The sequence below is a fragment of the Haloactinopolyspora alba genome, from assembly GCF_003014555.1.
Taxonomy (GTDB): Bacteria; Actinomycetota; Actinomycetes; order Jiangellales; family Jiangellaceae; genus Haloactinopolyspora; species Haloactinopolyspora alba.
Genome location: NZ_PYGE01000002.1, coordinates 256,669 through 268,524 on the forward strand (window position 1 = coordinate 256,669; position 11,856 = coordinate 268,524).

6 protein-coding genes are annotated in these 11,856 nt (G+C 70.7%); 1 reads left to right on the forward strand and 5 read right to left on the reverse strand.

Features of this window, described 5'->3' with window-relative positions:
* Positions 1 to 51: 51 nt before the first annotated feature.
* From CLV30_RS03860 to CLV30_RS03875, 4 genes are read right to left on the reverse strand one after another with little or no spacing between them, the layout of a single operon-like run.
* Complete coding sequence (locus tag CLV30_RS03860; protein ID WP_106535856.1) at positions 52 to 1,314, reverse strand: TIGR02679 family protein; 1,263 nt, start codon at positions 1,312 to 1,314, stop codon at positions 52 to 54.
* Positions 1,314 to 5,405: a TIGR02680 family protein gene (locus CLV30_RS03865; protein ID WP_106535857.1), complete on the reverse strand. Its 4,092-nt coding sequence runs from the start codon at positions 5,403 to 5,405 to the stop codon at positions 1,314 to 1,316. The genes CLV30_RS03860 and CLV30_RS03865 overlap by 1 nt, the downstream gene beginning before the upstream one ends.
* Entirely contained in the window at positions 5,402 to 6,574 is a 1,173-nt protein-coding gene (locus CLV30_RS03870) for a TIGR02678 family protein (protein ID WP_106535858.1), read from the reverse strand. Before CLV30_RS03870 ends, CLV30_RS03865 begins: the two co-directional genes overlap by 4 nt.
* A complete protein-coding gene (locus CLV30_RS03875; protein ID WP_106535859.1) occupies positions 6,571 to 8,172 on the reverse strand; it encodes a TIGR02677 family protein in 1,602 nt (533 codons plus the stop codon). The genes CLV30_RS03870 and CLV30_RS03875 overlap by 4 nt, the downstream gene beginning before the upstream one ends.
* Positions 8,173 to 8,347: 175 nt before the next feature.
* On the opposite strand from CLV30_RS03875, the gene CLV30_RS03880 reads away from it, so the two are divergent.
* Positions 8,348 to 8,857 (forward strand): GNAT family N-acetyltransferase, encoded by a 510-nt coding sequence (locus tag CLV30_RS03880; RefSeq protein WP_106535860.1) that lies wholly within the window; start codon positions 8,348 to 8,350, stop codon positions 8,855 to 8,857.
* Positions 8,858 to 9,093: 236 nt separating this feature from the next.
* Here CLV30_RS03880 and CLV30_RS03885 read toward each other — a convergent pair whose 3' ends face one another.
* Complete coding sequence (locus tag CLV30_RS03885; protein WP_106535861.1) at positions 9,094 to 11,820, reverse strand: sugar-binding protein; 2,727 nt, start codon at positions 11,818 to 11,820, stop codon at positions 9,094 to 9,096.
* Between the last annotated feature and the right edge of the window lie 36 nt (positions 11,821 to 11,856).

Genomic DNA, 11,856 nt, shown 5'->3' on the forward strand with positions numbered 1-11,856 from the left:
ATCACCAGGGTTGCAGGGGTGGTGACGCATGGAATTCCATGGTGAACGTGATCATTTCAGGGCGAGGTCGTCGAGGAGCGTGTCGAGGACGAGCTCTTCCTCGATGCGGACTCGATGCACGCGCATCGCTTCGGCGAGCTCCGGGTCCCACGGGGTGCTCTGCTCGTCGTCGGCGAGGTGGGGTAGGGCATCGCGACGTGGGTGGCGGGCGACGGCGTCGGTGTAATCGTTCGCGTTGAATCGCCACGGATACCAGCGGACCCGAGTCGCCAGCGTCCGGGCGATGCTCACGCCGCCCCAGTCGAAGTCGCCGTGATAGCGCACCGCCGATCCGCCACCGTGCAGCCGGAGCAGCAGCGTGATTGCCGCGGCTCCGGGCTGGCCGCGCACACAGACCAGCGGCGCGGCGTCCGCGCCGAGGCGGTCCGCGGCGGCCGAGACGACGGCCGGGTTCTCGCATACGCTGACCTTCGCTGGGATCACACCCGGATCGTCGGCGATCACTTGCCGCAATGTGAGGATCGCCGGCTGCCCGGCCGCGGTCATCGCGGCGAGTGCACGTGCGGTCGCTGTCGATGTGCCACCGGGCAAGCCGATCGTGAGGACGTTGGAGGACAGGTCGTCGACGAGTACGCCCACGGATGCCCACGCGGACCTGCGCCACGCGGCCGACCCGTACGGGAGCTCGCCCGGACCTCCCAGCGCTTCGACCGCCGACGCGGCGATGGTGCCGAGCGGCGTATCGGCGTCCAGGGCATGCGCATCGTGGAGCACACGCGCGGAGAAGCCCGCGATCGACTCCCCGTCGGCCGGCAGCGCGTCGACGACGGCACGAATGTCTTGGACGAGCTGCATCGCCTCGGTAGCTGACGACACCGCACGTCGTAGCCGTCCGCGCGACCGCACACCGTCGATCCAGCCGGCCAGCTCCGGGTGGCGTGCGGCCAGGTCGTCCAGCTGGGCCGTTGCGGCTCGCCACGCCTCGTCGTCGGCACGGCGCAGCTGAGGGTCGTCGACGGGGCCGGTCAATGTGACTACGGCGGACGCGAGTCCGTCGGGCCAGGCACCCGAGGTGCGCAGAACCTCGTCGAGACGTTCCAGCGACACCGAGACCGAGCTGGCCCGCGGTACCGATCGGCCGAGCAATCGGCCTACCGCGGCCCGTTGAGATTCGGTCGCCCCGGCGAGTGTGACCGTGCCGGACAGTGACCTCCCACGCTCCATGCGCTTGCGAACTCGCGCGACGATCCACGCGGTCTCCGGCACGTCCAGCAGGCGGCGCAGGCGGGCCTCGTCGCCGTCGTCCGAGGTCATCAATCCCACAAGCCGGCCGCAGCCGGCTCGACGTCGGCGGAATCGATCTGGCTACGGGTACGTCCGTCCCACTCCCACCGCGACACGAGCACCGCCGGGACACCCTCGACCCGGGACAACTGGGCAATCGACAACCCAGGGACCTCCGGGTAGCAGGCCCACTCTCGTTCGCTGGTCATCACCACGTCCAGGTCGAACGAATGCAGCAACCCCAGTGACTTGGCACGCGAGTCGTCGTCGACGCCGGCGAATGCCTCATCCAGCGTGACGAGGCGGGCCGCGTGGGGTTTGCCGGCGGAACGGTAGTGCGACGACGCCGCCGCGAACAGCGGCAGGCTGACGGCCAGCACGCGTTCGCCGCCGGAGGCCGGGCCTGTCGCGGGCCGCCACGACCCGTTCTGGTAACGCTCCACGACGAAGTGGTGCCAGGCCCGGTAGTCGAGGGCGGTCTCGAGGTGTTCGTACCAGGTGCCGGTCTCGTCCGTTTCGCGGACGTCGGCGATGCGGCTCTGCAGGAACGCGCCGATGACCTGACGGTCCTCGTCGCTCCACGCGTCGGCCATCTGCAGCAGGCGCCGCCGCGCGTCGGCGAGCCCAGCTGGCCCGTCGCGACGCGGTTGCCATACGACCCGCAGCCGCATGCCGGTGGAGGTCGGCCGCTCGGACAGTTCGGCATTCAGCGCGCGCAGGTGCGATTCGGCCTCGGTGACGAGATCGGCCAGGTTCGCGCCGATCTCGGTGACCAGATGGTTCTCGATGATCTCACGCTCGCGCGCTCCGAGCAGGCGTTCCCTGGCGTCGATGTCCTCGCGCAGGGTCGCTGCGAGTTCGGCGACCGGCGTGGTCTTACCGCCGAAGACGACGGTCACGACGTAGCCGTCGTCGCTCGGTTCTCCGACGGCTGTGTGCCCGTGCCGGCTCAGCGCGGCCTGCAAGGTCGTGAACTCCGTACTCAGCTTCGTCTGTACGCGTTCCCAAGCCTGGTCGTCGGCGTTGGTCGAAGCGAGCTCCTGGTCGATCGAACGCGCGAGGCCGACCGCCTGGGACACGCTCCATTCGGCGTCCGAGTCGGGAATATCGAGGTCCGGGACGGCCACGGTGACCAGTCCGGTGGCAACCGTGCGGCGCAGGGCAGCGATCGCGTGCTCACGCGCGGTGGCAGCGTCTTCCTGCTGTGCGGTGACCGAACGCTCGCGCTCCTGTGCGACCGCCTCAGCCTGCTGTGCTTCGCCGAGCGTGTCCCGGGTCGTGTCGATGGCGGCGTCGGTGTTCTTGCGTGCCTGGCTCACCTCGGCGCGGCGACGCTGGAACTCCCGTACCTCCGCGCCGACCGTGGCCTCGAGCGTCTCCAAGCGCGTCCGCGCCGCCGCGTGTTCGTCGCCGCGGCGCCGGTGGGCGTGCTCTGCCGCGGTGTGCCGTTCGCCGGCGTTGCCTGCGTCGAGCTCAGCCGCAGCGAGCGTGCGCTGTTCTCGCCGCGCGAGGTCGGCGGCATGCCACAGGTGCTGCAGCGCCTCCGCGTAGGCGTCGGTGGCGTCTCGTATGGCGTCGAGCTCCGCGAGCGACGTCGGCAGATGCAGCGCCGCGGCGGCTTCGGTCAGTTCCGCTGCACGAGTGTCCGCCAGGGACCGGGCGCGCTCGACGTCGGTGGCCGCTTCGTCCCGGACAGCGGTGGCGTCGAGCACAGCGGCAGCGGCGGCGTCGAGGGCGGCGTCGGCGTCGCGGACGGGACGTTCGGACGGCAGCCGGGCACGCTCCTCGCGAACCTGACGAAGGCGTCGATCCAGGCGGTCGATGAGCTGAGTGACGTGCTCTTGCTCGGCTCGGACGTCGTCGAGTTCGGATCGCGCTTCGCCGAGACGACGTTGCCGGGCCGCCTCCCGGGCGCCGTCGCCGATGTACGACGCGTCGTTCTTCGACCAGGCACCGGTGACGACGCCGAGCCCGAACCGCCCGTCGGGGGAGACCCAGCTTGGCACGTCGCCGGCCGCCGTGTCGCCGGTGCCGGGATCGACCACAGCGATGTTGTGCAGCACAGTCAGCACGTCGGACGTGGCGACGCCGGTCTGCTCGGGCGGGAGTTCGGGGCGGAGTAGATCGGCCAGCGTGCGTGGCGACGAGGGAGGTAGCGGAGCGGATTTCTGCGCAGCCGGGGTGAGCAGGGCTTCGCCGTCTTCGGGTGAACGCAGCTCACCGCCGGGCAGGATGTGCGCGTCCAGCAGCCCGGCCGCCTCGAGCGCGGCCTCCAGACCCGCGTGGACCGCAGGATCGGTGTCGACGAAATCGACCGCTCGCCACAGCGGGAGGCCGGGCATGTCGTCGACCCGGGTGTGCCGCGCAGGCGGCGGGGTGGCCCGGCCCTCGTCCAGGGCGGCGATCTCGTCCGCCAAGGCGTCCGCACGTTCGGTGAGGTCCCCGGCTCGTGAGCGCGCCCGGGCGCGCTCGTCGGACAGGTCGCTGCGCGACTGCTCAGCGGCCTCATCGAGGGCAACCTCGACCGGACTGTGCCCTTCCAGCGTGAGCACCCAAGCTCGCAACTCGTCGACGACGGTGCCGATGTCGTCGAGACGCAGTTCGGTCAGCGCATTCAGATACGCGCCGGTCTCGTTGACCAGCGACTCCGCGGCATCGTTCCGCGCCGCGTCGGCCTGGGACCGCCGTGCCGACGCGCGATCCAGGTGCGACGTCGCGTCGTCGAGCTGGCGTTGGGCCGCCGAGAGCGCCTGTGCGGCCGCTTCGGCGACCGAGATGAGCTCACGGACCCGCGCGAGCCCTCGCCGCCGGCGCTGCAGTGTCTCGTCCGCCAACTGCCGCGCGTCGCTGGCCGATTCGTCCAGGACGGTCGCTACATCACCATGCGAAGCAGCGAGCGCGGCCGACGCCGCAGCACTACCGGCCTCGGAAGCCGCCTGCTCGCGGGCCGTGGCGGCCTCGTCGGCGACGTCTCGGGCGTGGGCGAGCGAGTCCTGTGCACGGGACAGATCGTCGGCTGCTCGCGCGGCCTGACCGGCCGCCTCTTCGGCACGTTCGGCAGCGGCGGCGACATCGCGGCCGGCGGACTCGAGCTGAACCTCGGCGTCGGCGTGTTCGCCGTCGACCAGCGCCTCGTACTGCGCCTCCAACACTGCCGACCGCTCGCGCAGCGAGTTCAGCTCCGTCCTGGCATCGGTGACGGCCTGCTGTGCCGCGTCGACCTCACCGTGCAGCCGGACCAGTTCGCGGCCCAGGTGCTCGAACGTCGACTGGGTGCGACGTGGCTCGTCGGCGCGCCGCTTGCTGATCACTTCCGCGTACCGGCGGTAGTGCTCGAGGAAACTCTCGGTCGCACGCGCGGTGTCGGCCAGCTCCTCGAGTTGCTCGCGTTCGTCGTCGAGACCGCGGAAGCCTTCCGCGACGTACTCCACCAGGTCGGAGCGGACCGGCGGCAGCGACTCGGTGAGCGCGTCGGACAGCGCGCGCTCGTTCGGCCGTTTCGACAACTGGGGCTGCCGCAGTTGAACCAGCAGGTCGACAAGTGCGTCGTAGCGGCGTTCGCCGAGCCCGAAGAGCCTCTCGTCGACGGCACGACGGTAGTCGCGCTTGTGGTCGTAGACTCGGCCGCGGTCGCCGATCGCCTCGGTCAGCCGCTCACGGCTCAACGCGGTGCGAGAGGCGTCGAGCAACTGGAGATCGCCGCCGACGCGCTGGTCGGTGACGAAGAACCAGTGCCGGACCATGCCGCGGCCGCTCGCGGCCTTCAACCCGGCCCCGAGCGTGCAGAACTCGAGTGCGCCGTCGTCGGTTCGGCGCCCGAACTCGATCCAGGTGTATCCGAGCCGTTCCGGATGCGGGTGCTCGCCCCCGAGCAGGAGGTTCCACTCCATCCGCTTGTTCGGGTCGGCATCGGGTTCCACCCGGCGGGCGGACAGGTCACCGTCGAGCAGGAACGGCAGTGTCAGTGCGAGGACCTTCGACTTGCCGGTGCCGTTGTTGCCGCGCAGCAGCAGGCGGCCGTCGACGAACGGGAACTCCTCGTCGTCGTAGTAGAACAGGTCGATGAGGCCGATACGCAGGGGCTGCCACCGGGCGGTATCGGGCACCGGCAGGTCACTCATGCGCCACCTCCACGAACGACAGGATCCGTCACCGCGAACCGTGCCAAGGCGGGAAGCGCGCGAACGCCGTCGTCGGTCCGTCCAGCCAGCCGCAACGCCGTCAGGCGGTCCAGCGCCGCCGCCGTCAGCGTGACCTCGGCACCAGCGTCACGGGAGCTCTTGCGCCAGTAGGAGCGGTGTCGCTCGGCCAGCGTACGCGTCAGGTCGTGCAGTTCGTCGAGGGTGTGCCAGTGCTCCGGCCGTGCGGCGAGCGCTTCGGCGAGCAGCAACGTCAGGTGCCCGTCGGTGCCGGTGTCCGGCATCTTCACATCGGTGAGACTGTCGTCGGGGTCGACCATGGCGATGCCCTCTGCGCGAACCTCGGCGGCCAGCCCGGTGAGCTCGGCGACGCGGCGCACGATGGCGGTGCGTTGGCGGCTCAGGTACCCGGACTCGTCCTCGCTGAGCTCGTCGAAATAGAGCACCGCATCGTCGAGCAGACGGCGGGTGAGCCGGTGCCGGATCTGCCGGTTGCGCAGTTCGGCGGACTCCAGCGCGTCCAGCGGATCCGACGAGCCCAGGGCACGCAGCTGCTGGTCGAGCGACTCGGCCGAGACCATCGACGGTCCCCGCGTGGCGACGAGGATCTGGGACAGTACCCGCCGGGACACGTCGTAGAGGACGTCGCCGGTGTTGCGCAGGTAGTCTTCTTCGTCGCCGGACACCCGGACGAGTACGCCCCAGCGCAGCAACAGATGGACGACGGCGACGAGGTCCGACTTCTGCTCGCGCCCGGTCAAGCTGAACTCGACGTCGGCGTCGTCCAGCAGTGGCGCTGCGGCCAGCAGCACGACCTGCTCGGCGAGCCGGCCGAGGGGTATTTGCGCGTCGGCACGTTCCAATGCTGCCAGCGCCAGACAGAACAGGACGTACTGGCGGCGACTGAACGCCGAGCCGTTGCGTGGGTCGCGCGCCGGACGGGTGTCGTCGTCCGGCCATGCGGGCTGCTTGTGCAACCGGATGACCTCGGAGTCGGCGTGCAGCCGCCAGCCGGTGTTCAGGTCGAACCACGAGCGCAGCTCGGTGACATGACGTCGTACGGTGCGGAAGTCGTCGTGTTCCGATGCGCGTAGCAGCGGCTTCTGCAGCAGGATCCGCGCGGCCCTCTGACGTCCCTCGAGCTGGCTCATACGGCCGCTCGCTGTCCGGGCGCTGCCCGCCGAGGCTGGTCGATGGCGGTGTCGATGATCTCGACCACCTGGTCGGGGCCGCGAAGCACACCGCGTTCGGACCGGATCTCGACGACGGAAGGTGACGGGACGGCGCGTAGCCGGATACGCAGGCTGCCGTCGCCGACCGTCACGTCCGACGTGTCATGACCGGGTCGGCGGGCAGCCAGCGCGTCGCCGAGCAGGGTCAGGAACAGGCCGAAAGCGTGCGTGTCGAGCTCGGCGAACTCGGAAAGATGAACCGGACCATCGGTGACGACCGCGTCGCGAGCCCGGGCGGTCTGCTCGGCTTCGGTCGCCGCGTGTGCGGCCAGGATCGCCTTGTACTCTCGTCGATCGGTGACGTTGTGCGGCTTTCCACGGCGTTCGTAACTGCCGGTACGGCGCAACTGTGGCGAGACGTTGACCGGCTCGGGTTCGCTCCACGCGGCGCCGGCATTCGTCGGATCGGTCTCCCACCGTTGCAGGGTCGCGGGGTCGACGCTGAGATGGCGTGCGGAGCCGAGACCGAACGCGGTGTGCCACAGCCTGTGCCGGCCGGCGTCGTCGGGAGCCAATGCGAACCAGCGTGCCAAGGTCAAGAAGTCGGTGGACCGGTCCGATCGCCCGGACCGGCGGTCATTGACTTCGCGCACGACGTCGAGCAGCGCCGGAATCGCCGCGAGCGCCCGGGTGCGTAGCAGTTTGGCCTGGCTGTCCCGGCCTTCGGTCGAGACGAACCACGACCTCAGCCCGAACCATCGGTTCCGCCAACGCTCATGGGCCTGCTTGCGGGCGACGGCAGCATCCGGGTCGTCAGGATCGGGCGCTTCGTCCGCGGCCTCTTCCGAGGCCACCAGGCCGAGGAGATGGTCGATGCGCTCGCCCTCCGCGTCTCGGATCAGACTCGCGATGGACACGCCGACGGTGACCAGATCGCCGATGAATCGGTTGATGTAGTCGATCAGCTTGTCTTTGTAGGCGATGAACGCGTCCTCGCTCGCTCCTTGCAAGTCGATGCTGCGTTGCAGCGACGACATGAAGGCGCTGGCGTTCTCCGCCAGGTCGCTGAACCTGGAGGACAGCCCGTTCAGCGTGTTCCGTAGCTTGCCGAGATCCGGGTCGGGCGCGTCGGCGAGGACCATGAGCTCGCGCAACCCGAGCTCGATGTCCGAGAGGGCCACTGCTTGTAAGGCACCGCGGCGCCCCAGCGCTTCGTCGTAGGCGGCAAGTGCGCGCTCGGCCGCTTCACCGGGTTGAGTCAGCTGGAACAGCAGCTTCTTGCGATAGAAGTCCTCGACGGCGGTGACTCGGCTGGTGTCCGGGTCGGAGCGGAGATTGCCCCACCTTTCGAGGCTCTCGAGCTTGGTGACGACCTCGTCCGGCTCGATCGCGGGGCCGCCGTCGAACATGAGGTCCGACGAGACGTCCTCCGGGCGCAGATGGACCTGGAACCGTTCTTTTGCCGTCACGAAGACGTCCATGATGCGCCGGTAGGTGTCGGCGCCCTCGGTGGTGAGGTGCGCGAATACTCCGAAACGGTCCGGCGGCACCGACGCGTCGCGTTCGAACTCGCCCATGACGTCCTGAGTATCACACGGCAGGGACAGTTCCCCGGTGATGCACGCCGTGGCCCTCGTGCATGGATCCAGTCTCGCCCCCGTGGGCTACCGGGTCGTGGAGATCATGAGGCCGCCCCGTCGGTGCGGGCGCGCGTGCTGGTTCTTCGCCGTGCCCTGAGGCAGGCTCACGGACGTGATCGAGTTGCGAGTGCTCAGCCCGGACGACTGGATCACCTGGCGTGAGCTGCGGCTGGCGGCCCTGGCCGATGCGCCGTACGCCTTCGGGTCGCGCCTCGTGGACTGGCAGGGCGAGGGCGACCACGAGGAACGATGGCGCGCCCGGCTCGCGGTGCCGGGCTCGTACACGGTGGCGGCGCTGCTCGACGATGTTCCGGTCGGCTGCGCCTGCGGCATGCCTGCCGGCGACGGTGGCGCGGCCGAGCTGACTTCGATGTGGGTGAGCCCGGCGGTCCGGGGCCGTGGCGTCGGCGACCGGCTCGTAACGGCAGTGGAGCGCTGGGCCCGTGATGTCGGAGCGGCGGTGCTGCGACTGACGGTGGCCGAGGGGAACGATGCGGCGTCCGCGCTGTACAAGCGGCACGGATTCCGGTGGACGGGCGTCCGTCGGCTCATGCCCGACGGCGTACGTGCGGAACTGGGCATGGAGAAGTCGCTCCGCGACCCGGCGGCCGATGAGACGTGAGGGCGGGAGTGCCCCGGATCGGACACGCGTGCCGATGCCGGTGGCGCGACACCGAGGAAGCACGGTGTCGTCCTGACGACAGTGTGGAAGCTTGGTGCTTGGGGTGACGGTGGCGGGCATGACAGCGCCGGGCCCGGCTGAACCGGGCCCGGCGCCGTCGCATCACCAGGATCGTTCCTGCATCACGAGGCTTGCAGGGGTGGTGACGCATGGAATTCCATGCGGGACGTGATCATTCACTCGACCGGGTGGGAGAGGGCGAGGGTGCCGTCGTCGGTGATGACGGCGACGAGGGTGCGCAGCTTCGCGGCCCCGTCGCCCTCGGCGTCGAGCGGCACCTCGACCGAGCTGCGCCCCTTCGGCACGTCCACCGACGTCCGGCCGACGACGGTCTCGCCGTCCCACAGGAAGACGTTGGCCCGTCCCGACACGGTGGACCGCAACGACACCTCAGCCGTGCCGTCGGCCAGTTCGGCCGCGTCGATGCGTGCCGTGTGCTCCGGCAGCGCCGGCCCGCCGCCCAGGCCCACGCCGTCGACGGCCGACTGCGCGATGCTCTGCGGCGAGTCGACACTCAGCGCGGCGGTGTCCGGCATCGTCGGTTCGACCGGGTCGGACCCGGCGTCGTCCAGCCCCGGAAGCGTCGCCAGCCCCCAGCGGAACGGGTCCGCCTGCACCCCGCGGAACGTCGACCAGCCGATCCGGGTCTGGCCGGTGTTGTCCTGCGTGTCGGAGTCGTAGACCAGCACGTTCAGCCCCATCCGCGCGGGGTCGACGTTGTCCGGCAGCACGTCGAACGGGATCTTCGCCTCCACGGTGTACCCGCCGTACGGGTCGTCGACGACCGAGGCGACCTGCATGCCCGGAGCCGTCTCGGCGCCCGGGCCCTGGTTGTTGTCCGCGTCGCGCTGGAAGCACGGCGGGTTGCCGTTCGCCGGGTCGTCGGTGGTGGGGAAGATGCCGGTCTTGAACGTGGTGGACGTGTTCGACGAGGTGCCACGCGGGTCGACGGTGATCTCCACCGAGTCGGTGCGCCAGTGCCGCTTGCAGTCCTCCGGCGGCAGCACGTTGCCGAGCGTGTCGTCGGTGACGTCGACGGTCACGTAGAGCGCGTCGTCGGTGGACGCCAGGCGTGTGGTCGCCGACGCGTCGTCGGCCGGAACGTCCTCGCCCTCCCACATGGTCGACGTGTCCAGCGCCTCGCCGGGGTACTCGGCCGGGTCGGCCACGCCGTCGACGGCGGGCGCGGAGTCCAGGTGCGGGACCGCCGTCGTCGGCACCAGCTCGAGCGTCGCGTCCTGGACGTCGGTGCCGGAACCGAAGTCGGTCACCACCCGTAGCGGGTAGCCGCCGCCCTCGGCGCGGTTGGACGTCGGCAGCGAGGTGTCGACGTTGGTCACGTCGAACGTCACCGTGGTCGTCTCGCCGGCGGCGAGGCCGTCGAAGGAGAGTTCGGCCGGTTCCGCCCGGAATCCGTCGGCGAGCTCCAGGCTGACGGTGCCGGACGCGGGCGTTTCGCCCTCGTTGGTGACGTCGACCGAGACGGGCTGGGTGCGCCCGGTGCCCACCGACGCGATCGGCGCGATCAGGCTCTCGAGTTTCGGCAGGTCCTGCGCCGCGGTCCAGTCGGCGAAGATCTCCGCCTCCGGCCGCTGTGCCAGGCTGCCGCGGACCTCCGGCGCGGTCTCAACCGCGGCCGCGTTCGAGCCGGTCCCCTGGGCGGTGGTCAGCGTCGCCGTCAGGGCGGAGCGCAGGCCCACCTCCGCGTCGGCCGGCGGGGTGACGGTGAGGTCGACGGTGACGTCGCGACCTGGCGTCAGCACGGCCGGCAGTTCGTCGGCGCGTTCGACCGTCCAGCCGTCGGGCGCGGCGACGTCGAGCTCGGGCCGCGTCAGCGGGCGGTCGCCCGCGCGCATGCGCACGGTCGCGGTGAACGACTCGCCGGGAACCGCCAGGAACCGTCCGGTGTCGATGGTGAGCTCGGTGCCCAGCGGCAGGCCGCCTTCGGCCGGCAGGGCGGCACCCTGCAGCGCGGTGGTCGGGCCGCCGGCCGGGTCCGGGTACGGCGTGCGGCTGTCGATCAACGTGAACCAGTCACACCCGATCTGTTCGGGATCGTCCGGCGGCGGTGGGAACCCACCCCAGCCCTGGCTGACGTACTCCCAGGTCGCGCGCCGCTCGCGCATGGCCCAGGTCTCGCCGGCCTCGTCCGACGTGCGGCCCTGCCAGACACCGAACACCCGGTCCGTCGGATCGTCGGCGTCGAACGGCGTCGTCTCGCAGGCCGATCCGGTGACGCCCTCGCCGCTGCCGCCGCCCTGGAGGATGCGGCCGGCTCGCCAGGTGGACAGGCCCTCCGCGGAGATCTGCTGCGGGAACGCCGTGGGGTCGGCGGCGGCCTCGTAGGCCTCCACCGCGAGCCGGGCGGCCTGCTGGTGGTGGCCGTGGTTGCCCGACGTCGGCGACGGGTTCATGGTGACGACGACCTCGGGCTGAGTGGCCCGCACGACACGCACGACGCGCTCCAGCGTGTCCTCGTGTCCCCACGCCTCGGCGGTGAGCGGCGCGCTCGCGTTGTAGTAGAAGTCCACCTCGTCCAGGTTGTAGACGTGGTCGATGTTGGCGTTGGCGACCGCCCGGCGCTCCTCGGCCTCGCGGATCATGCCGAGCGCCGGTCCCTCCTCGATGCCGACGGCGTTGCCTCCGCCCTCACCGCGGGTGACGGTGACGACGCCCGCCTGCATGTCGTGGAACTCGTTCCACTGGCCGAACGCCGCCAGCGACCATGCCTCGTCGTCCGGATGGGCGCCGACGAACAGCACGTCCAGGTCGACGTCGTCGCCGGTCGTGCTGCCGTCGCCGGCGTTGCCGGTGCCCGGGCCGGCGGCGGCCGCGAAGGCGGGGAGGCAAGCTGTGAGGACCGCTGCCGTCGTCGTGACGGCAGCATGTCGTCCCATATGCATGGTGACTCCTCTCGGTAGGTGGTGCCGTGATGGGGG

What these genes read in the sequence shown, in the direction of transcription:
- CLV30_RS03860 (WP_106535856.1), bottom strand. Translation starts at nt 1,314, where the DNA reads ATGACCTCGGACGACGGCGACGAGGCCCGCCTGCGCCGCCTGCTGGAC.
- CLV30_RS03865 (WP_106535857.1), bottom strand. Translation starts at nt 5,405, where the DNA reads ATGAGTGACCTGCCGGTGCCCGATACCGCCCGGTGGCAGCCCCTGCGT.
- CLV30_RS03875 (WP_106535859.1), bottom strand. Translation starts at nt 8,172, where the DNA reads ATGGGCGAGTTCGAACGCGACGCGTCGGTGCCGCCGGACCGTTTCGGA.
- CLV30_RS03870 (WP_106535858.1), bottom strand. Translation starts at nt 6,574, where the DNA reads ATGAGCCAGCTCGAGGGACGTCAGAGGGCCGCGCGGATCCTGCTGCAG.
- CLV30_RS03885 (WP_106535861.1), bottom strand. Translation starts at nt 11,820, where the DNA reads ATGCATATGGGACGACATGCTGCCGTCACGACGACGGCAGCGGTCCTC.